13 protein-coding genes and 2 pseudogenes are annotated in these 22,867 nt (G+C 43.8%); 8 read left to right on the forward strand and 7 right to left on the reverse strand.

Annotated elements, in window-relative coordinates; all coding sequences use genetic code 11:
* From LYNGBM3L_RS32975 to LYNGBM3L_RS32990, 4 genes and pseudogenes are all read right to left on the reverse strand, one after another.
* A pseudogene (locus tag LYNGBM3L_RS32975) lies at positions 1 to 649 on the reverse strand (bifunctional riboflavin kinase/FAD synthetase); the annotation flags it as partial.
* A gap of 163 nt (positions 650 to 812) precedes the next feature.
* Positions 813 to 3,968 (reverse strand): ABC transporter substrate-binding protein, encoded by a 3,156-nt coding sequence (locus tag LYNGBM3L_RS39220; RefSeq protein WP_008191669.1) that lies wholly within the window; start codon positions 3,966 to 3,968, stop codon positions 813 to 815.
* Between the two features lie 247 nt (positions 3,969 to 4,215).
* Entirely contained in the window at positions 4,216 to 7,245 is a 3,030-nt protein-coding gene (locus LYNGBM3L_RS34490) for an ABC transporter substrate-binding protein (protein ID WP_008191671.1), read from the reverse strand.
* 80 nt (positions 7,246 to 7,325) lie between these two features.
* Positions 7,326 to 8,609 carry an ATP-binding protein gene (locus tag LYNGBM3L_RS32990; protein ID WP_044495848.1) on the reverse strand — a complete coding sequence of 428 codons (1,284 nt, stop codon included), beginning with the start codon at positions 8,607 to 8,609 and terminating at the stop codon, positions 7,326 to 7,328.
* Positions 8,610 to 10,041: 1,432 nt separating this feature from the next.
* Here LYNGBM3L_RS32990 and LYNGBM3L_RS46290 point away from each other — a divergent pair.
* The 5 genes from LYNGBM3L_RS46290 to LYNGBM3L_RS48170 all read left to right on the forward strand — a co-directional run bounded on the left by LYNGBM3L_RS46290 (position 10,042) and on the right by LYNGBM3L_RS48170 (position 16,663).
* Complete coding sequence (locus tag LYNGBM3L_RS46290; protein ID WP_131827026.1) at positions 10,042 to 10,245, forward strand: hypothetical protein; 204 nt, start codon at positions 10,042 to 10,044, stop codon at positions 10,243 to 10,245.
* Positions 10,232 to 12,016: an ABC transporter substrate-binding protein gene (locus LYNGBM3L_RS32995; RefSeq protein ID WP_008191678.1), complete on the forward strand. Its 1,785-nt coding sequence runs from the start codon at positions 10,232 to 10,234 to the stop codon at positions 12,014 to 12,016. Before LYNGBM3L_RS46290 ends, LYNGBM3L_RS32995 begins: the two co-directional genes overlap by 14 nt.
* A 631-nt stretch (positions 12,017 to 12,647) precedes the next feature.
* The gene (gene larB, locus LYNGBM3L_RS33000; protein WP_008191680.1) at positions 12,648 to 13,418 is read left to right on the forward strand and encodes a nickel pincer cofactor biosynthesis protein LarB; all 771 of its coding nucleotides are present in this window, start codon (positions 12,648 to 12,650) and stop codon (positions 13,416 to 13,418) included.
* Between the two features lie 524 nt (positions 13,419 to 13,942).
* Positions 13,943 to 14,395, forward strand: coding sequence for an ATP-binding protein (locus LYNGBM3L_RS33005; protein ID WP_008191682.1), 453 nt, complete (start codon positions 13,943 to 13,945; stop codon positions 14,393 to 14,395).
* Positions 14,396 to 14,404: 9 nt separating this feature from the next.
* A complete protein-coding gene (locus LYNGBM3L_RS48170; RefSeq protein ID WP_229414780.1) occupies positions 14,405 to 16,663 on the forward strand; it encodes an NACHT domain-containing protein in 2,259 nt (752 codons plus the stop codon).
* Between the two features lie 186 nt (positions 16,664 to 16,849).
* Here the strand turns inward: LYNGBM3L_RS48170 and LYNGBM3L_RS34495 are convergent.
* A pseudogene (locus tag LYNGBM3L_RS34495) lies at positions 16,850 to 17,059 on the reverse strand (SDR family NAD(P)-dependent oxidoreductase); the annotation flags it as partial.
* 3 nt (positions 17,060 to 17,062) lie between these two features.
* Between LYNGBM3L_RS34495 and LYNGBM3L_RS34500 the strand changes: the two are divergent.
* On the forward strand, positions 17,063 to 17,431 hold the full coding sequence (locus tag LYNGBM3L_RS34500) for a hypothetical protein (protein WP_008191688.1): 369 nt from the start codon (positions 17,063 to 17,065) through the stop codon (positions 17,429 to 17,431).
* Positions 17,432 to 18,208: 777 nt separating this feature from the next.
* Positions 18,209 to 18,460, forward strand: a complete 252-nt coding sequence (locus LYNGBM3L_RS34510) for a hypothetical protein (protein ID WP_008191693.1) — start codon at positions 18,209 to 18,211, stop codon at positions 18,458 to 18,460.
* Positions 18,461 to 18,515: 55 nt separating this feature from the next.
* Here the strand turns inward: LYNGBM3L_RS34510 and LYNGBM3L_RS33020 are convergent, their stop codons facing one another.
* Both LYNGBM3L_RS33020 and LYNGBM3L_RS33025 read right to left on the reverse strand, forming a co-directional pair.
* A complete protein-coding gene (locus LYNGBM3L_RS33020) occupies positions 18,516 to 18,932 on the reverse strand; it encodes an ATP-binding protein (protein WP_008191695.1) in 417 nt (138 codons plus the stop codon).
* Positions 18,933 to 18,935: 3 nt separating this feature from the next.
* A complete protein-coding gene (locus LYNGBM3L_RS33025; RefSeq protein WP_044495852.1) occupies positions 18,936 to 20,630 on the reverse strand; it encodes a SpoIIE family protein phosphatase in 1,695 nt (564 codons plus the stop codon).
* Between the two features lie 97 nt (positions 20,631 to 20,727).
* Here LYNGBM3L_RS33025 and LYNGBM3L_RS33030 point away from each other — a divergent pair, with 97 nt between their 5' ends.
* Positions 20,728 to 22,320, forward strand: coding sequence for a Na+/H+ antiporter (locus LYNGBM3L_RS33030; protein ID WP_008191700.1), 1,593 nt, complete (start codon positions 20,728 to 20,730; stop codon positions 22,318 to 22,320).
* Positions 22,321 to 22,867 lie beyond the last annotated feature (547 nt).

Raw genomic sequence — 22,867 nt, forward strand, 5'->3', positions numbered from 1 at the left:
TTCCGATTAGGGTGTATGGCCGTCCTAGAAATCGGTTGGCTTTGTCGATATCCCCTTGGGCTAAGGATTGGCGAATGCTGGAACTACTGATCCGTTGGTCTTGACGTTTGTACAAGGATACGATATGGACGGTAATACCGTAGGCGGAGGCGATCGCATCCAAATCCGTTGCGGTGCCAGCTCGCTTATGGCCAAAGCAAAAATCCTCTCCCACACTGACTTGCTGTGCCTGGAGTTGCTCGACTAAAATCTTTTCCACGAATTCCTGGGGACTCAGGGAAGCTAGCTCCCGGTTAAAGGGTAATAGGGCTAACTGTTGCACACCCAAGGCACTCAACTGTTGTGCTTTTTCTGTTGGTGGTGTCAGTAGCTTCCAGGCTTGACCGGAAAAGAATTCTCGGGGGTGGGGATTGAAGGTGGCTACTGTGGGATAGATTAGTTCTAGATTTGGGTCTAGATTTGGGCCAGTGGTTTCTGGGTTACTAAATTGCTCAAGATTGGATGATGTCAGGGCTTGAGCTTGAGCAGTAACTGGCTTCGGCAAAATGGGAGCAATAACTTGCTGATGCCCCAAATGGACGCCGTCAAAGTTTCCCAGGGCAACAGCGGTTGGTGTTAACGCGGTAGTTAGAGATGATGTAATCCACACGCTTAATATTTTGACATATTTCTCCGCTGCTAGGCAATGGATGAGCGCTACGCGCAAGTCAGAAGTCAGAAGTCAGAAGTCAGAAGTTTACTATAAGAGCTTTTACTAGTTGTTATGATGTCCTAACCTGAATGAGTAGTGCTATATTAATTGCCTGATGAACTTACTTCAATTTAAATTCACCATCAACCACTTCCACCAGGACAGGTTGACTCTGGCGCTCCCCTTGGTCAGTAAACCGCAAAGGTAACCCTGAGGTATCACTCGCTACAAGATTAACCTTGCGGAGTCTGTCGAGAACTATCTCTCGGTCGGTGTCCTGAACCAAAGCCTTAATAAAGGCTTGAGTAGCATCGAAGCTTGTGGCAGTGCGCCAGTTAACATCTCCTCGCCATAGTTCCCTAGCTGCTGTAGAAAAGTTTTTTGCCTGTGGTGATTCCCTAAACCAGGGGACTGCGATAGTCAACCCTTCAACCCCTTGTTCACGCTCTTGCCAGGTTTTACTACTATATAACGTATCCCCACCGAACAACCTCAGCCCTTGCTGATCTCGGTTGTTGGGGTTAGGGTTTAGGTTAGCGTTGGCTTTAGCAATATTAACAGCTGTATCAATGTATTCCACGCTGGGGAATAACATGGCGGCCTTGACTTGATCTTGATAGAGACTTATTTCGACTTCTTCTGTTATATTAAAGTCGGATTTGTTTAATTCAATCTTCCGAACCACCTTACCCCCTAGTTGTTCAAAGTCTCTTTTAAAAAAGTCTTTGAGACTATTGCTATAGACACTGTCAGCATCATAAAAAATTACGACTTTGTCTAAGCCCAGTGTAGTTTTGAGATGTTGAGCCAGTGCTTTACCAACTGCTAGATTAGAAGGAGCTGTCCTAAATAACACCTTTCCATTTACATAACTACTGGTGCTGGTGGAGGCAATCATGGCTAAGCCAGCTTGGTCGTATACCGGGAGTGCGGCCTTACTGGCATTACTAGAGTTATGTCCAATTACCCCCAGGATAGATTTTTCTTTAACTAAAGCTTGAGCTATTTCTTTCGCTGTGGCTGGATCGTTGCCATCGTTAGCGATCGCAATTTCCAGGAATCGACCATTTAATCGGTCTGAATTATTGAACTTATGTTGAGCCTGGGCTACCCCTCGCAATATTTCTTTTGCCCTGGATTCTGACTGGTCGATGGGCACTACCACAGCGATAGTGAATGGAGAAACATTCTTTTCAAGAGCCTTTTGACGAGCGCGGGCATTGTTGTAGTAAATCAGCAATTCTGGATCATTTTGATTAGCCTGCCAAGCTTGGTTAAACAAGTTAGCTGCTGCCTTATAGTTTTGGTTTTGGAATGCTGCAGTAGCACGGTCAATTTTTTCCTTGTTGTCAATTCTAGGAAATAAGCTGTGGTCACCCCGACTAATAGTAGTAGCAATGCATCTAATCCCGAAGACTTTATGTTGACCAGCTGGACAGGGCGTTGATACCTTATAAAATCCCACACCAACCAGGGAAATGATTGCTACTCCTAATGCTAGTTTACCTAACCAATTTCCTTGACTAAGATTCTGATGATTAATTTCATATCTAAACTCAGCAATAATCCCAGAATCACTAACCATTCCAGAGGACAAATTATTGTGAATTAATCGATCAGAGTTCTCTGGATAATTTTGAATTTCCAGGATTTTTTCCTGTGCTGATATATTATCTGGAGCAATTTCCAATACTTGGTTAAACTGCTCTCTTGCTCTTGTGAAGGATTGTTGCTCTATCAACTGATTGCCATAATTTAAGAGGGAGCGCACCAAGCCATCTTTGTTACGTATTTGGTCAATTTTATAGGCTCTTTGGTAATAGGTAACTGCTTTCTCAAACTCTCCCAACTCTAGATATCCTTGAGCTAGGGAAAATACAGCACTAAAATGATTAGGGTTTAGTTCCAAAACCTGTTCATATAGTCCTAGGGCTTTGGTAATTTCCCCCTGTTGATCCTGGGTAGTGGCTTGTTGATAGATGGGATTAGTTTGGTCTTGGTCTATTTTTTCTAGTTCTAGGATTTCTTGCTGGAGTGGGTAACGTTTAATCAACCAGCGCCGGATAAATTCAATGGTTACTTTAGATTTATTTTTATCTAAGAAACCCCGTTCCGCTAGTTGGTCTGGTGCTTTTATTAAGGATGTTGTTGGAATAACGCCGTAGTTTTCGAGTAGACTTACAGCAAGTTTTGCCCCCCTAGCCCCCCAACTTTGGGGGGTTCTTGAGTTAAAGTCCCCCAGAATTGGGGGATTTAGGGGGCTTGCAGTTGGTAGTGAGGTCAATTCATCTGAAAACGGCTGTAATGGCTGGTCTGAACTATTTTTAGAACTATTTTTAACGAGATTATCCGCCTCGGCAAACGCAGAGAATACTACTCGTTCTGGGATAGATAATCCGGCTCTAATCCCTAGCAATCCAGCACTAGCATTTTCTAGGGCTTGGTCTACACTGTTTTCCACATCTTCTGGGGTGATTTGCCACTGCTCTAACTCCCTAGCTCTGCTAAAAATAGCAAAGCATAGGACTTGGGTAAAATAGGGATGCCCGCTAGATAACTGGTAAATGGCTTGGATAGCAGCAGGTTCGTAGGTGAGTAGTCCTGCTGCTGGTTTGGTAATTAGCTCCTGGGTAGTTTGTTGATCAAGTAAGCCAATTTCTTGGGTTGGGGCATCTTTGAATATCCGGAGTAAATTCGGTAAATCTTTCGATTCCTGTTCCACACAGAGAATCAGGTATAGATTATCCTGTCGAGCAACTAGGGATTTTAAGTAAGGAAATAAATGCTGGTATAATAGGTAATTATATTGGTTATAATCTGGGCTATTTAAAGTCTCAAATTCATCCAGCAATAACGCTAGATTTTGGATACCCAATGTTTGAAAAACCTCGGGCAAAAACTGCTTATCAAAAAGCGAGGGGTCGGTTTCTAAGTCTGTAGAATCAGGCAAGGGGATGTCAGGGTAGTCTAGTGCCAAGCTGTCAAGGATTTCTGTGGCCAGTTCCTCCAAGACCTCACCAAGAGATTTGTGACTGTAGGATTCCAGATCAAAAGGAACAAAACAAAAGCTATCTAAGTCAACCGATGTAGGAATATGACGGAGTAGGGACGACTTACCAATCCGCCGTTGACCGTACACTATCATAACCTTGGTTTTATTTTTGAGGTTATCCTCAATAAACCGGAATAAGCTTCGCCTTCCCCAAAATAATTCCGGGTCATTCTCATCAATTGGACGACCAATAATATAGGGATTTCTAGGAACTATTGAAATCATTTTTTGTCATCTCCGATAGAGATAGAGATATAACGTTTACTGCTTTAGTTAGGTTATTTTTATTTACTCCATACTCTATCTTATCCAATTATTTAGGTTTTGTATAACCGGTTTTATAGACAACTCCCTAGGATGATGTTTAAGATCCTTATATTTCCTACCGAGGTTAGAATTCTAAAATTTTAGTAAGTATTTTTAGTCAGTATTGCTAAAGGGGAATTAGGTGGTATTGCCCCAGGCTTGATGATTACGGTGACTTTTCAATCCCCTCTTGGTCTTGCTCTGACACGAATTTAAATTTACCGTTAACTACTTGCACCAGGACAGGTTCACTCTGACGCTCCCCTTGGTCAGTAAACTGCAACGGGAACCCTGAGGTATCACTGGGGAAAAGATGAATATTGCGGAGTCTGTCGAGAACTAGCTTGCGGTCGGCATCCTTGAACAAAGCCTGAATAAAAGCTTGAGTAGCATCGAAGCTAGTGGCAGTAACCCAGCTCACATCTCCTCGCCATAGTGCCTGAGCTGCTTTAGAAAAAGTTATTGCCTCTGGTGCTTCCCTAAACCAGGGAACTACTATAGTCAACCCTTCAACCGCTTGCTGACCGCTTATCAAGGTTTTATTTTCATATAAAGTAGAAGTAGCTAACAACCTCAGCCCCTGCTGATATAGGTTAGCGTTGGCTTTAGCAATATTAATAGCTGTATTAACCGATTCCACCCTCGGGAATAACATGGCGGCCTTGACTTGATCTTGAGAGAAACTATTTTTAACTTCTTGAGTTATATTCAGGTTGGCATCGTTTAATTTAATCTCCCGAACCACCTTACCTCCTAGTTGTTCAAAGTGTGTTTCAAACTTTTCTTTTAGATCCTTACTATAGACACTGTCATCATCATAGAAAATTACCACCTTGTCTAAGCCAGGTTTATTTCTGACATGTTGAGCCAGTTTTTTGGCAAGTGCTTCATTAGAAGGAACTATCCTAAAGAAAACGTTGTTATTTTTATCAACATTGGTTAAATAAGTACTTGAGCTGGTGGAGGAAATTATGGCTAAGCCAGCTTGGTCATATACGGGGAGTGCGGCGTTACTGGCATCACTAGAGCTATGTCCAATGACTCCTAGGATAGAGTTGTCCTTCACCAAAGCTTGAGCTATTTTTTCTGCTTTAAGTGTGTCGTTGCCATCGTTAGCGATCGCAATTTCCAGTAATTGACCATTTAATCCCCCTGAATTATTGAACTGATCTTGAGCCTGGGCTACCCCTCGCAATGTTTCTTGTGCCGTGGATTTTGACTGGTCTATGGGCACCACCACAGCAATAGTAAATGGCTTAAAACCCTGTTGACGAGCTCGGGCATTGTTGTAGTAAATCAACAATTCTGGATTATTTCGATTAGCCTGCCAAGCTTCCTTAAAAAACTTAGCTGCTTCGGAATAGTTGGCGTTTTGGAATGCTTCAGTAGCACGGTCAATTTTTTCGTTGTTGTCACTTTTAGGAAATAAGCTGTGCTCACCACGACTAATACTCTGACTAGTATTAGTATGACTACTCTTGGCGATACATGTAATCCCGAAGACTTTTTGTTCACCGGTTGGACAGGGAGTTGATAGGTTATAAAATCCCACACCAACCAGGGAAATGATTGCTACACCTGCTGCTAGTTTGCCGATGCCTAACCTAGTAGGATTGGGGGTGCTATGAACCGGATTGATAGGTGTCTTACTAATAGCTGCGATTTTAGCTTCAATATGTTCTAGTTTCTGCTGTGCTAATTGATCCTCAGGGTCAATGTGCAACATTTGCTGAAAAGGCTTCTTGGCTTTTGTGAATGCTTGTTGCTCGATCAACTGATCTCCATAGTTTAGTAGCGATCGCAACAACCCTTCTTTGCTTTGTACTGGCTTAACTTGATAAACTCTTCTATAGATTTCGACGGCTTGCCTGAAATCCTTGACCTGGAGATAGCCCTGAGCTAGAACCAACAGAGCGCTGAAATGATTAGGATTAAGTTGCAAAACCTCGTCATAGAGCACTAGTGCTTTCTGAATTTGTCCCTGTTGATACCGTCTAGTGGCTAGTTGATAGATCGGATTAGTTTGGTCTTGGTCTAGTTTCTCCAGTGCTAGTATCTCTTGCTGTAGTGGGTGATTCTGAAGCAACCAGCGCTGGACTAATGGCACCTTTACTCTACATTCTGTGTCATCTAGGAAACCGTTGTGTTTAAGTCGTTTGGTTGCTTGATACAGGGACTTGGTCTGGCTCACACCATAGCGCTTTAGGAACGATAATGGGTGTAATGGGTGTTCTGGAAACCCCTGGTCTGGTGAGATCGCTCTTTGTTGAGCCTCTGCCACCGCTGAAAATACCACTCGCTCTGGGATCGGTAAGCCATCCCACAACCACAGCAATCCCCCTTGAGCGTTCTCAATTGCCTGGTTGACTATAAGCTCTACATCTGCACCAGAAATCCTCCAGTTTTGGTTCTCCCTAGCCTCCGAGAACAGAGTAAAGCATAGAACTTGGGTAAAATAAGGATGCCCTGCTGATAGGTGGTAAATTGCATTGATGGCTTGGGATTCGTAGATCAGTACACCCTGAACTGATCTAGTAATTAGTCGTTTAGTACTGACCTGATCCAGAAAACCAATTTCTTGGTAGGGTGGACTCCCAAACAGTTTGAGTAGAGTGGGCAGATCATCGAGATTCCGTCCCACTACCGCAATCACAAATAATTTATTGTGCTGTTTAATCAGCTCAGCTAAATAGGGAAAAAAATTCGGCTTTGCTGACGGAGGATTGTGGTTCGTTAAAACATCAAATTCATCCAGCAATAAAACCAGGTTTTTACCCTTTAATACCCGATCAAGCTTGGGTAAAAATTGATTAGAGAAGATAGCTTTATCAGTTGCTAACTCTTGTTCTGAGGGGGGAGTCAGATGATCTGGATCTAGACCAAAGTGATCACCCAAGTGGTCACTAATCTCTTGAGCCAAGTCATGGAGAATACGACTCAAAGGTTTGTGAATGTAGCTGTGCAAATCGTAGTTAACAAAGAAAAACTGATCGTGAAGAACTTTGTGGGGAATTTGAGCCAAGACCGATGACTTACCAATCCGTCGTTGACCATGGAGTAAGATCACCTTTTCTCTATTATTCAGGTTGTCTTCGATAAAGTGAAACAGACTCTCCCGTCCGAAAAAATTGTGTGGGTCATCAATTATACTCCCGATAATATAAGGATTAGGACGATTAGGGTAATTATTATCCATTCCTGGGCTATTAATGATTCGTTTAATTCTTCTCCAAACCACTTAAGGTTTGCTGCCATCTGGTTTGCTGCTATTTCAATTCAGGAAAATGCAGCTAACACTTTACTTACCCATGCCAGAGCAGTCTTGACTGTCTCTTGATGTTGCCATAGCCACTTAATCGCCTTCGTAACTTGATCAGCTTGACTATGGCTGAGTAGATTGAGAAAGACTTTTTGCCTATCTTCTAGTAAGGGATGATTAGTCTGCCAAAGTTCCTGAATCACCCACCGCTCCATAATGGATGAGGTAAATAATAAGTCTTGATGGTAGATCATCACTCCTGGTTCTTTTTGGTTAGTAATCACCCCTTGTTCGACGAGGTTAGTTAACTCTCGCTGGTGTTGGCTAAAGATTACGTCAATACCTTTTAAGTCAAAGTGCTTGTTATGATGGAGACGACCTTGTAACTTGAACAAGGCCATCAGCATCAATAGGGCTTGCTCAACTTCGCTACACCGTTTCCAAATCGTTTCAAAAATTGGTAGGGTAGTACCTTCAAAGTCCCGAGCAAAGGCTTGGGCATCAGGGACGTTGCCAGTTTTTAGCTCTCGATAAAGCAAAGCACCACCAATCTGGAGCAGAGCCGGATGTCCACCAGCAATCTCTCGGATCAGCCCCCGTAAGGTTGGGGTAATTGGCATACCAGCCATTAATTGATCAATGTCAGGGTCAGTAAATGGCTTCAGGGATTGGAACAGATAATGGTTGTACCAGGGAGAACTATTGGGATTGAGAGCAGGACCAAGTTCATTGAGACGGCGGAGTGAGGCCACAATCATGGATAGATATCGCCTCTCCCGAGAGTGATAGGCAATACTGCGACACTCCGTGAGAAAGGTTTCCATCTCAGCATGACTATAGTGAGGGTTTGGCCGCAGTGCCCAATCATAGTCATCCACGAGCAACAGCAAGAATTTGTGGCGTTTGCCAAGCTTCCGCAATACTTGGCGCATGCCCCTAGTGGTTGCTTTTCCCTGGTCCAGCAATGTGTCGATCTCTTCCTGAAGCTCTGGCTCACCGTCTAATTCTTTTTTGAGCAGATTAAACACTTCTTGCCAAAACCCGGAAGCTGTAAAGGGTTGAATACTTTCGCAACTCAGCAGCACCATCACAGCCTGGGATGGATCCTGTCCATACTGTTTCCAAACTTGGGGGGAAGCCAGAAGTTCCAGGAAAGAGGTCTTGCCCATGGCTGGCCCCCCCCAAATCGCTAAGTTACTGCGGTTATAAATTTGATCAAAGGCCGCCTGAATTTCTGATCGTCGTCCCACAAAACGCTCTGGGGAAACTGGCTGACCGTAGGTAAAAGGATTTTGCATCATCTTGGCTTCCATATTCAATTTTCAATTTGCATTAAATAGGACTTACGAAATTTAGTTGCTTTTGCCCCCCTAACCCCCCAAACCTGGGGAGGACAAAGTCACGAAAGTCCCCCAAGTTTGATACCGTTGGCGAAATTAATATTTGTTTACACAAGGGTAGCAGATGGGTAACTTTAAGTTCATGCTCCCCCAGAATTGGGGGTTGGGGGGCTATAAAGACTGCTGTCTTCAGGCTGATATTTCTAAATGTTAAATTCGCCAGCAGTATCAAGTTTGGGGGATTTAGGGGGCAATGGGTAAGTCCTAATTAATTATCAAAGAATTCTTTCGGGCTTGGATGCTCCCCTATTTTGGTTAACACTATTCACAAAATGCACCGATTGATTACCTGAGATCGAGATATTGTGAACGTTTGGGGCAAAACTTGTGAACCCTCTAGGTCTCGATGACTTTGTAGGTAAAATTTTGGAATAGTTATAAAACTACTATAACACTACAGTGATTTATTTCCTTAGTTTTTGACACTAACCTTAAGGGTTTTGTGACTGGAATCACGTAAGCATTCAGCCGTCAGCCGTCAGCTTTTAGCTCACGCTACTTGAGTTGCTTTGTGGCACAGGGCACAAGGGATTTGACTTTCGTGACTATTAAACCAATGCTTACCTGTTTGATTCAAAAGCTGATAGCATCTCAAGTAACGTGCCCATTCCCGTAGGGTGGCCATAGGCCAAGGCCTTTGACTGATAGCTGATAGCTGATACGCGACACGCTGATAGCTGATAGCTGAATACTTACGGAATCACAGTAACAGTTAGGTCTTATCAGGTAACCATTAAGCTATCAGTTGTTTAGGAATCAAGGGTGTTGGTGAATTACTGTTCGGTTAGTCGCTCAAGTAATTTTTTTCGCCCCCTAAATCCCCCAATACTGGGGGACTTTTAAACATCTTGCTCCCCCAAAATTGGGGGCTGGGGGGCTTAATCGAACGGTATTGGGTGTTGGTGAATTACTCCTGTTCTCAAAAGTGTGGGTTTTATTATAAACAATAAATCGACTTTTGAGAGTACCCATGAGGGTACTTGTGTTATGGTGTTTTTCTGATAAGAACAGAGCAATGAGTTGGGTTAGTTTGGGAAGTGTGGGGTTGAGCCTCTGAACCTCTCGGTTGAACCTCTGAACCTCGCGGTTGAACCTCTGAACCTCGCGGTTGAACCTCTGAGCCTCGCGGTCGAACCTCTGAGCCTCGCGGTTGAACCTCTGAACCTCGCGGTTGAACCTCTGAGCTTCGTGAACGAACCTCTGAGCCTCGCGGTTGAACCTCTGAGCTTCGTGAACGAACCTCTGAACCTCGTGAGGTAGGGAACAGGGAATAGGGAACAGGGAACAGTAATTAGAAGGGAACAGGGAATAGGGAACAGGGAACAGCGAGCCCTTGGCTGGTGCGTTACGGGCGGGCTGTCCAAACACTGAGTACGAGGTTGAACATCAGGGCAAGCCCGCCCCTAACGCACCCTACTGGACTTGGTATGCTAGTACAGAGTTGATTATCGTAGTTCCCGATTCCCGACTCCCGATTCCCGACTCCCGATTCCCTACTCCCTACTCCCTACTCCCTTTCTTACATGACCTCTGCTAATTCTCTTGTGCTTCTCTGGTATCGTTGTCTAGGAATTTTCCTGGCTGTGAGTTTTGCGATCGCACTCCCTGGCTGTAGCATCAGCCAATTTGAAACCAAGGCAGCTCACGTTCCCCGCATAGTCCAGAGTATTCTCAGTGACATTAACACCTTTAACTATGCCCTTAACCAAAGTGCCACCAATATTTTTGGTCTTACCTTTCAGGGTTTAATAGACACTGATGGGATAACCGGGGACATAATCCCGGGTTTAGCGGAATCCTGGCAGATTTCCGACGATAAACTTAAAATCCTATTTACCTTGAGGGAGGGGCTAAAGTGGTCCGATGGTGAGCCTTTAACCACTGATGATGTCGTCTTTACCTACAATGACATCTACCTCAACCCAGAAATTCCCACTGATTCTAGAGATATCCTCCGGGTTGGCAAGAGTCGAGCTTTACCAACGGTCAAGAAGATCGATCAGCGTCGGGTGGAATTTGCTGTCCCTGAACCTTTTGCGCCCTTTCTCCGCAGTACTGGCTTACCGGTCTTACCCGCTCATGTCCTGCAAGAATCCGTGAAAACCAAAGATTCAGAGGGTAATCCTAAGTTTCTGACCATGTGGGGGGTAGATACAGATCCAGAGGATATTATTGTCAACGGCCCTTACAAACTCAAACTCTACCGCACCAGTCAGCGGGTGGTTTATGACCGTAATCCCTACTACTGGAAAAAAGATGAACAGGGAAACCAGCAACCTTATATTGAGCGGGCGATCTGGGAAATTGTAGAATCAACGGATTCATCCTTTATTCAGTTTCGCTCCGGCGGATTAGATGCTCTCGGTGTATCCCCTGAATACTATTCCCTGCTGAAGCAGGAGGAAAAAAAGGGTAACTTTACCATCCACATCGCTGGTCCTACCCTCAGTTCCAGTTTTATCTCCTTCAATCTCAACACCGGTAGCCGGGATGGAGAGCCTTTAGTAGATCCAATTAAGTCCCGTTGGTTTAATACTCTCGAATTTAGACAAGCCGTTGCCTATGGCATAGACCGGCAAACCATGCTGAATAATTTATATCGGGGGTTAGGTGCGCCGCAATATTCTAATTTACCTGTGCAAAGCCCCTATTATCTGTCACCAGAAAAGGGGTTACCAGTGTATGACTATAATCCCGACAAAGCCAAGAAATTACTCTTAACAGCGGGCTTTAACTACAATGACGAAGGCGAATTGCTCGATAGCCAAGGTAATCGAGTCCGTTTCACCTTAATGACTAATGCTGGTAATAAGCTGCGAGAAGCCATGGGAGCACAGATTAAGCAAGACCTCAGTAAAATTGGCATTCAAGTCGATTTTACTCCCATTGCCTTCAATACCCTAGTAGACAAACTCGGCAATAGCTTAGATTGGGAATGCCATCTCCTTGGTTTTAGTGGCGGTGGCTTTGAACCCAATAATAGTTCTAATGTCTGGTCTGTAGATGGGGGATTGCACAGCTTTAATCAAAAAACCTTCCCTGGTCAATCCCCCATTCAAGGTCGGAAAATAGCCGATTGGGAGCAAAAAATAAGTGACCTTTATATCCAAGGCGCTCAAGAATTAGATGAAAAAAATCGCAAAAAAATTTATCAAGAAGCCCAACGGATTAATTTAGAACACTTGCCTTATATTTATCTGATTAATCCTCTCTCCATGACCGCAGTTCGTAATTCCATAGAAGGAATTGAATATTCCGCTCTAGGAGGCGCATTCTGGAATATTGATGAACTGAAAATTTCAGAATGATAACATTGGGAATAGGGAGCAGGGAGCAGGGAGCAGGGAATAGGGAACAGGGAATAGGGAAAAGGGAACAGTAGGAAAGAATTAGGAGGAGTTTTTGATGTTATGATCAATCAGCATTGGGTTTCATGATCTATTTAGAAATACTATATAGCGTTTCTTGCATGTGTAAGGTACACTTATCAACCTCAAAGTCCCCCTTTTCAAGGGGGATTTAGGGGGATCCCTTGGGTACATCTCATTTTTGGTGTTTGACCCCGTGGTGCGTTACGGCGCGACTGGCTACGAAGTTGAATATGATGGCAATCCCCCCCTAACGCACCCTACGCACTTATCAACCTCAAAGTCCCCCTTTTTAAGGGGGATTTAGGGGGATCCCTTGGGTACATCTCATTTTTGGTGTTTGACCCCGTGGTGCGTTACGGGGCGACTGGCTACGAAGTTGAATATGATGGCAATCCCCCCCTAACGCACCCTACGCACTTATCAACTATAAATCGTAGCTCAACCGGAAACATTAAATATTAAACCGGATAACCTTAAACCTAATAACCTTAAACCTAATAACCTTCAACCTTAAACTAAATAACCAGATAACCTTAAACCTTCAACCTAATAACCTGATAACCTTAAAATGACTCAACCCGAAGCATTAAAATCTCTACTGGAAGCAGTTGCGGCTGGTGACCTTAGCCCAACTGTTGCTCTAGATAAACTGAAGGATTTTACCTACGAAGAAGTGGGTGATTTTGCCAAAATTGACCACCACCGCACCTTAAGAACTGGATTTCCTGAGGTAATTTGGGGAGAGGGAAAAACCCCTGACCAAATTGCTCAGATTATGGCAGTAATGCGCCAGCAGAATCCAGTAGTAATGGCCACACGGATTACACCAGAGGTGGCAACGGAGCTAGAGTCAAAAGTCCCAGAATTACAGTATTATTCCACAGCTCGGATTTGTGCGATCGCACCATCTCAGCTCGAACCTAAGTATGCCGGTATCATTAGTCTAATTTCTGCGGGCACATCCGATTTACCAGTAGCTCAGGAAGCCGCAGTAACTGCTGAATTATGTGGGTTTCAGGTCAAGCGCCTTTGGGATGTGGGGGTAGCTGGTATCCACCGCTTGCTGAATAATCGACAGGTGATTGCCGAGGCCGATGTCTTAATTGTCGTAGCTGGGATGGAAGGAGCATTACCCAGTGTGGTAGCTGGCATGGCCGATTGTCCAGTTATTGCCGTTCCTACTAGTGTCGGCTATGGAGCCAGTTTTGGTGGTATGGCACCCCTGTTAACCATGTTGAATTCTTGCGCACCAGGCATAGGAGTAGTAAATATTGATAATGGCTTTGGTGCTGCTGTCTTAGCTGGAAAAATTCTTAGGACCAGGTGCCATCTATCCTAGAATGGATTGGAAAAGTTACAGCTGCTCTTCCAAAAGGCGCAATTAGCGGATAAACTAAGGTTGCTCTCCTGAGCTTGTGGTGATACTATATAGCAGTTCTTAATTGGGTGAGTGTAAGTATTCAGCCGTCAGCTGTCAGCTGTCAGCTGTCAGCTTAAAATAAACCTCGTTTGCGTAGTAAATTTTGAGTAGGGTGCGTTAGGGGGGCTCGCCCTAATTTGCCTCCTCGTAGCTAGCGTTGGAACAGCCCCCCCGTAACGCACCACCGGTTAAAATAGCTTCTAGGAGATGCACCCATTTAAAGTCTGGGGAAAAGCCCATCTAAGTATATGCGCTACGCGCACGCTACGCGAACAGTAGTCAGCCGTCAGCTTATTTTATTCAAAAGCTGTTCGCACCTCAAGTAGGGTGGCCACAGGTCTTGGCTGATAGCTGATAGCTGATAGCTGATAGCTGATAACTGAATGCTGATAGCTGAATGCTGATAGCTGAATCCTTACAACGTAACTGGGAAGAAAGCCAACATGACTAGTGCAACTGTTCGGAAAAATCCTTATATTAGAAGAAATCCTTACATTGTTGGTCGTCCCATTTCTGAACCAGAATTATTTTTCGGTAGACGCAACAAGTTTGAATTCATTGAGGACAACCTCCAGCAGGGCGTACAGGTAATTTTGTTCCATGGTCAACGACGTATTGGTAAATCCACTGTACTTAAACAAATTCCCAATTTTGTTGGGCAAGATGAATTTGTGTTTGTTCAGTTTGATCTACAGGACAAAAGTCAGTTATCCCTTAGCCGTGTTCTATACAGTTTAGGACAAGCTATTATTAAACAAATTCAGCTAGAATCTGACCCTATTAATCTACCAAGCATTACGGAATTAGAAACCAATCCGAATCTTTTTGCAGATAGCTTTTTACCAAAAGTCTATAAAGAATTAGGGTATAAAAAGCTGGTGTTGTTGCTAGATTAATTTGATGTGTTGAGTAGTAACTATTATACCTCAGAGCTTGCTTCATCAAAGGAGTCTTCATCTGAAACGTTTTTCCATTATTTAAAATTTCTAATCGAACAAGATCAGCGATTATTTATTATTCCGTTTATAGGACGGCAACTGGATGATATGCCCAAGTTGCTGGGATTATTTAAAGGTGCTCCTAGCCAAAAAATTGGCTTGCTCAGTGAACGAAGTGCCAGGGAGTTAATCACTGAACCAGCTAAGGAATATTTGGCCTATAACTCTGAAGCAATCGATGCCATCTTAGCATTAGCTTCAGGTCATCCCTATTTCACTCAGGTCCTATGTCATGCACTGTTTGCTCAAGCTAGAACTGCACAAAAGTGGCAGGTAACTCCTGATGATGTGACTAGAATTGTTGATGATGCCATTGAAATTGGTGAAGGAGGATTAACCTGGTTTCGGGATGGATTACCGATTCTGGAACGAGTGATATTTTCCGCAGTAGCAGAGGCTCAAAAAAAAGCTGAAAGAAATCCTAATCAGGTTGTGCAAGACCCGTTGAGTTTACTGGAAGAATATGGCGTTACCATCACCGAGTCTTTGACTCAAGCTAGGGAAAAACTGCTTAAATTAGGTTTCTTAGGGGTCGTAGAAATAACTGATCAAGTTTCATCCTACAACGGAAAATATTACAAAGTAGAAATAGAATTAGTCCGCCGCTGGTTAGTCCAACGTTACCCATTGCGGCGAGAGATATTGGAATTGGAAGACCTCGATCCAGAGGCTAAGGCTAGTTATCAACAAGCAATTGAACGAAATGCTCAGGGGGTGAAACCCTATGAACAGGTTTTGAAAGCCAATCCCAATCACTTTAGTGCTTTATTCGAGATCGCAAGGATATATTTGGAAGGTGACGTATTTGATAAAGCAGTGCAATGCTATCAGCGAGCATACCTAGTTGATCGAGTCCGGAATCAGGATGGATTAGTGCGATCGCATTTAGGTTATGCACAACACCTGATGGAAGTAGGGGAAGTTATCCTCACAACGCAGCAATTGAAGCAAGTGCTAACCATAGAGCCAGATAATCAAGAGGTTTATAAGCTCTTTAACAAATTAAACAATCCTTTCGTTGTAGGCGCACCAGTTCCCCCAGACCGTTTTGTGGGACGAAAATCTCTCATTGAGACTGCCTTTGATCAAATATATAACCGCAGTAACTTAGCGATTTGGGGTGGCCCAGGGATGGGAAAGACCTCTTTCCTGGAACTCCTGGCTTCCCCGGACGTTTGGCAAGAGTATGGAGAAGAGCCATCACAGGCGGTGATGGTGCTATTCAGTTGCGAAAGTATCCAACCGTTTACAGCTTCCGGGTTTTGGCAAGAAGTCCTAATTGAGCTGATGGATAAATTAGATAGTGAGCCAGACCTTAAGAGTGACATTGAAACATTGCTCGACCAGGGAAAAGCAACTGCCAGGGGGATGCGCCAAGTATTGGGGCAGCTTGGGAAACGAAACAAGTTCTTGGTGTTGCTAGTGGATGACTATGATGCGGCTTTGCGAGAAAACCCGCACTATACTCAAGCTGACATAGAAGTCTTTCTAAGTGAGTGTCGCAGTATTGCCTATCAATCTCGGGAGAGGGAATATCTATCAATGATTGTCACCTCACTCAAACGTTTCAATGAACTTGGACCGAGTCTAACCCCAGATCAATCCCCGTGGTACAATCACTATCTGTTTGTGGTACTTAGGCCATTAACGGAGACTGAAGTGGATACTCTGCTACAAGGTATTCCAATCACACCAGCATTACGGGATGTTATTCAAAACATGGCTGGTGGACATCCCGCGCTGCTACAAATTGCTGGTTCTTTGCTATTTAGAGAATTAAGAACTGGGAAGTTACCTGATACTGAAACCTTTGCCAAGGAGTTTGAAAGTCAAACTAGACATATTTTTCAAGATATTTGGCAACGGTGCAGGGATGTCGAGCAAGGTCTGTTGATACTGATGGCTTGGTCGAAGTTGAAAGGTAGTCTGGAGCAAAAGATTACTGTTGACTTAAGTGATATTGACTTAGTTTTTAGCCAACAAGAATTAGATTTATATTCTCTCGAACAACAAGGTTTGATTATGAGGAATCAAGACTTAGAGAAACCAGTCTACTTATTTAGGTCATCAATTATGGAGCAGTGGGTAATTCATAAAATTCAGACTAGCGATAAAGCATCATTAGAAAAATGGGAGACTATTTTGCTTAAGCTAATCAACCCTTGAGGAGTTACTATAGCGAAGGGAGTAGGGAGTAGGGAGTGTGGGGAGATGGGGAGATGGGGGTATCGGGAGTCAGATCAGTTTTCCCGATTCCCGATTCCCGATTCCCAATTCTAAATTCTAAATTCTAAATTCTAAATTCTAAATTCTAAATTCTAACTTCTGACTTGCGCGTAGCGCTATATAACCTTACCAATCACATGGTTTATAGTCTTTCAGGAACACCCCATAGAGGCGCTCTCCTGCTAACCCGCGCACAATGGGATCATAAACCCGTGCAGCGCCATCAATCACATCAAGTGGTGGACGAAATCCTTGCTGACGGAGGTATTCACGCACAGGATGAGGCTTCTCGTCTGTAATCCAACCCGTGTCAACACTGGTCATATAAATGCGATCGCAATGCTAACTGCTATTACCGAGTCTTGCATCGAAAACTGGGATTTGGTAGATGAGTATGGTATCGACAATGATGATATTGCTTGTGAATTAAATACTGTTTGGTGCGAAACAATTCTCAGTACAGATATAGCTAAATCAGAAAAAGTAGACTTAGAAGTAAATTTTGACTTTTGGCAAAACGAGTGGGGTAGCTATTTTGACATGGCGAGGGCTGCTTTACAGCAAGGTTGGGACTATCCACCATTACAACAGATACTTCAAGGAAATATTACTTCGACCAGTTTATGGGAAGGATTTCCCCCAGATTACGCTGAGGATTTAGCTTTAATTAGACTACAAATTTTAGAACGACAACAACGCTACGAATAATATCTCTATTTAGCTCAAGCAACAGGGCTTTTAATCAAGTATTTGATCATGTTAGTTCGTTTAGAGGTTGTCTGAAAAGTCTCATTTGCTACATCCAAGCCCCCGTTGGTCCCCCAATTTTGGGGGACTTCTACCAGCAAATTGATTCTTGTTCCCCCCAGAATTGGGGGGCTAGGGGGGCAGAATTCAGTATCAAAAAACTTTTCAGATATCCTCTTAGAACGGGTTGACCTCGCCATGAAAGCTGCACGGTCACAAATGACCATAATGGAACAAGCTTTAGCCCTTGCTACTGCCTTAATTAACGAACAAAATGCTCAAATATAGGCTTTATAAATTGCTGATATTGGATTAAAATTGCCGGAAAATTGTCAATACAGGTTAAGTTATTTTACAAGTTAAATAGCCTTCAAATTAGGCGATGATTGTTTAGCAATCCCAGCAAAAGTAACAGCGTTTAAAGCACAACAAAATTTTTCAGATTATCGCAAAATATAAAAATTAGCAGGAGATAATTGGTCAACGATCAAGGAATAATTACTAGAAGCTTTAGCAACTTATGAGAGCTGGGGTGAATAAAAAGTTAAAGTTGATATTTATAGCAGTCGCCAGGGCAGTTAGGACATGACAAAAGTCTCAAAGCTAAGTATAGCAATAGTTTTACTTCTGACTTCTGACTTCTGACTTCTGCTATACCTCTATGAAAGATTAGTTGATAAAGCGATCGCTACTCTAGATAATAGTTATTATGATTCCGATGGACTGACTCACAGGGTTATGGATGCAGCCATAGAAATCAATCCTGATTGGGTAATTCGTAATGCTTGTCGTCGCGCCGAGTCAATTATGGATGCAGGAAAAGCAAAATACTATTATGAAGCAGTAGAATGGCTTAAAAAAGCCCGTGATGCTTATCTTGCCTCGGGGAGAGAACAAGAATGGTCAGATTACCGTACTAAATTAATAACTGTTCATGGCCGAAAACGCAAACTAATGGGGTTAATTAAATCCTATTTATTATTAGGTTAATTAACAATTGCCTTTTGAATTTAGCAACGCCCCAAATAGCTTTTCCGCTACTGGGCTACTTGGCTAACCTGACTTGCAACTCCAGGCAATTCCGACCATTGACCTGTAAGCGATACTCCACCCGATCCATTAGTCGATGGATAATTAGCCAGCCATAGCCATTTTCCTGTAAATCATCTGGATTTGGTTCTGTATAAGTGGATGGATCAAATCCTTGACCATAGTCCCAAATCTCCAGAGCAATATCCCGTTCTTTGAGTTCTAGGCAAATCAAGACCGGTAAATTCGGCTGATCGCGATGAGCATGACGAACTACGTTAGAGTAAGCTTCCACTAACACCAATCGCAAACGATTGGATAGACTAGGCCAATCAACACGATTTCCGAGTTCAACCTGCAAAATCCCTAGAAACCAGTTTTCGACAATGCTCAAAAACTTCAGGTCACTCGGTATCTGTAGTTCTGTTTTCATCCACTACAATACCTCCAGAGATACTAGGGTTTGGTCGTCTTCCTGAATCGGGTTGGTACGCTCTCGAATCCGAGCTAATAAATGACTCAGGTCAAAGGGAGCAGGTTCCTGAAGCAGAAGCTGCCAAAGACCCGATGACTCAAGCCTAGAGCTGGTGCTGGTTGACCCATGGGATGAAGAACCTGTCACTGGATTCACTGGATTCAGGGTTGCTTCCGTAATTCCATCACTTGTTAGTAGCAGGATGGTACCTGAATTTAATCTTAAATGTCCTGACTCCGCCTGCCAATTTGGCAAAATGCCCAAGGGAATACCCCGAACCTGGAGGTAAGTCGGCTCTGGAGTTTTTGACTCTGAGTGTTGTTGGACTACTTGGTGATGAGACCAAACCATAGGATAGCTATGACCAGCATTAGCATAAACCAACTGTTGCTTGTCAGGGGTATAACGAGCCAAGACCAGGGTAATAAAACAGTTGGTATGATAGAGGTCATCTGACATGGTGTGGTTAAGATTTTGGATCACTGTTTTTGGGTCTGGGGATGTTTCTTGAGCAAGTTCCCGTCGTAACATCGACATGGCACTGGTCATAAATAAGGCAGCAGGTACCCCTTTACCGGACACATCTCCAACTGCTAGCCATATATCTCCTTGGGGATGAACATACACTTCAAAAAAATCCCCACCAACCTGTCGCGCTGGGGTGCAGTGAGCTTGCACTCGCACCTGTTCCATCTCTGGCCAACTCTGACGCAGCAAATTATTCTGAATCTGGCGAGCTACATCTAGTTCATCCCGCATCTGCTGAGCCTGTAACTGGGTGCGTTGGAGTAGTTTTGCCTGAGAAATCGCTAACGCTGCTTGTTTAGCAACGGCTTCTATCAGCTGGATATCTTCTTTATTCCAAGACCCCTCACTCCCTTGCTGGTAGAGACACAACACCCCTAAGATCTGTTGTTGGTCTGGTAAGGGAACGATCAACTGCACCGAATTCTGATCATCCCTTGTTTCTTGCCACGACTTAGTCTCGGGTTTATCTAATACCTGTTGTATCATCAAATCAGTATCAGGGATATGAGGTGTCTTGCCATCCCCAGAAACCTTGTAGGTGAAACATTCTGGTGTGAGTTGGTTGAACTCTACCGGTCGCAGGATACAAGCCGTAGCATCAAAGGCTTGACCCATGGTGGTCACTACCTTTTGCAGTAGATTACTATAATCTAGGGATTCTCGAATTGCCGTTGTCACCATATTGAACAATTCTTCCCGTCGTAAGGCCCGAGAAAGTTCCCTGGTTCTTTTTTTTAGCACTTGGTAAGTTTCCGCAGCTTGTCGCACCACTGCTTTTAGTTCCTCACCCTGCCAAGGCTTTGTGATGTACTTATAGACCTGACCTGAGTTAATTGCTGCCACCAAATCTTCTATATCTGTGTAGGCAGTCAACAGGATGCGAATCGTATCTGGAAAAGGCTCTACTGTCCTGCTCAAGAATTCTGTGCCATTCATCCCTCCTAGGCGCTGATCTGAGATAATAATCGCCATCTCTCCTTCGGTGTCCAAAATATCTAAGGCGGTTATGGCATCATTAGCTCTGAATACTTGAAATTTTCGGCGGAAGGTTCTGTAAAGTAGATCTAAGTTGTCAGACTCATCGTCTACTACCATCAATTTCAGTTTGCCTTGATTTCCCTGACTCATCAGTAATTGTGGTTTGGTAAGGGGAAAACCGAAAACCCCTGTGATTTTAGGCATGGGCAGGAGGCTTTCCCCTTTGAGTTTAGCTTGGAGTTTCTGTATGTCCCTAGAGTCCACTGTTGGCGAAGTCGCCATTAAGCAAAACCTCGAACAGTTTCTCCTAGTGCTGTCGGTGTCTTTGAGTGTGGCAACCCTATCTCGAATTTTTTCCTGGTTCCGTAAAATTCCTTACACCCTATTACTGGTAATTGTCGGGTTAGCCTTGGCCTTTGTGGATGTCCGACTGGTTAACTTATCACCAGAACTGATTCTGGAAATTTTCCTACCCCCCCTACTCTTTGAAGCCGCTTGGAATATCCGCTGGCGCGACTTACGACGGGATTTGGTCCCCGTGAGTCTATTTGCGATCGTTGGGGTGATTATTTCCGTAGTTGGCATTGCCTTTGCCATCAATCAGCTGACAGGACTACCCCTGACCATTGCTTTATTGGTTGGAGCCAGTCTTTCTGCCACTGACCCAGTTTCGGTTATTGCCCTATTTCGGGAATTGGGTGCGGACAAACGCCTCAAAACCCTGATGGAGGGGGAAAGCCTATTTAATGATGGGGTAGCAGTGGTTGCTTTTAGTTTATTAGTCGGACTACCCCTAGGACTAGAAGAATTTTCCATTGCCACTAGTGTTGCCCGTTTCTTAGGGTTTGTGGGGATTGGGATTGGCATCGGTTGCATCATTGGTTTTGGCATTTCCTACGCCACCCAACGCTTTGATTTACCCCTGGTGGAGCAATCCCTGACCTTGGTTTCTGCTTATGGCACTTATTTAATTGTGGAGGAACTAGGGGGATCCGGGGTGATTGGGGTAGTGACCGTTGGGGTGATCTTGGGCAATTTTGGCTCCCGCATTGGTATGAACCCCCGTACCCGGTTGATTGTCTCTGAGTTTTGGGACTTCTTAGCCTTTTTTGTGAACTCGATTGTCTTTCTACTGATTGGTGACCAAATAAAGATAGCTAGTTTAGGGCAAAATATTCACTTAATTGGGGTTACTATCTTGGCTGTACTACTGACCAGAGCGATCGCAATTTATGGTTTGGGCGCATTCAGCAATATCTTGGCCAACTCTCAAATTGGTTGGCGGGAACAAACCGTCCTATGGTGGGGTGGCTTGCGAGGTTCCGTTTCCATTGCTCTGGCCTTAAGTGTGCCAGTTGTCTTAGAAGGACGACAAGATATTATCGAAACTGTGTTTGGCGTGGTACTGTTTACCCTGCTAGTCCAGGGGTTAACCACTCGATGGTTTCTCGAAAAGTTAAATTTAATTGGTGACCAACCCCTACGTCAGCAATATTCTGAAGTTCTTGCCCGTCGCATCGCCCTGAATCGGGTCAGAAATTATCTTGAAGAGGGCTTAAACACCACAGAAATCGATTCCGACCTGTGGCGCTATCAAACCAAACTTATCGATTCCCAACTGACAACGATTAACGATGAAATTGAGGAGTTACGGAGTAAGCACCCTGAACTCCAAACCCTTGACCTTGAGCAACTTCAAGAAACAATGTTAGATATTGAAGCTGATACCTACGCCGAATTTATTCGTTCTGGACGGCTCAATGAAAACCTTTCGCCGATTATGCAGCAGGTACTTATTGATGCAGATCAGAAAACTATTGATATTGAGAGTGTTACTTGACACTCCCCGCCCTGGAAGGACGGGGATTCTTGTTTCAACGAGGTGACTTGTTATCCCTTGCCGGAGCCAGGAAAAATAGAGGTCTCCTCTCCCCAAGCGTAGTTGGTCTTTGACCTAGGTTTCGGTGTGCCGGAGACGAAACCTTAGAAGAGTGGAGCCTTAATCATAAAGTTTTAACCAAAGGTGCGCTTTCCGTCGGCGAATTAAATTCGCCACGGGTCGCACCTCTTTTACCCATAGCCGACTAACCATAAAGGCTCCACTCTTCTAAGGTAACTTCCCACCCCACCGTACCTTTTTTTTATATAGATAGATACTTTTTTTGATCTAATTTTTTCCTAGACGTTCAAGTCGTTAGACCCAATGGAGCAATATGTACGCTCTACATATTTTTTACGTTGCCTACTTATGATTAGATAGTATCTCTCTACTTTTAAAGTTTATTGTTTATGCTTTCATTATAGCACATCTCTTACAAACTTTCATTGAAAGCCGTCGAAGGAAGGACGGGGCTTTAAACCCAAAATTTTCGGTAATTATGAATGAT

The sequence above is a fragment of the Moorena producens 3L genome (genome assembly GCF_000211815.1).
Lineage (GTDB): Bacteria > Cyanobacteriota > Cyanobacteriia > Cyanobacteriales > Coleofasciculaceae > Moorena > Moorena producens.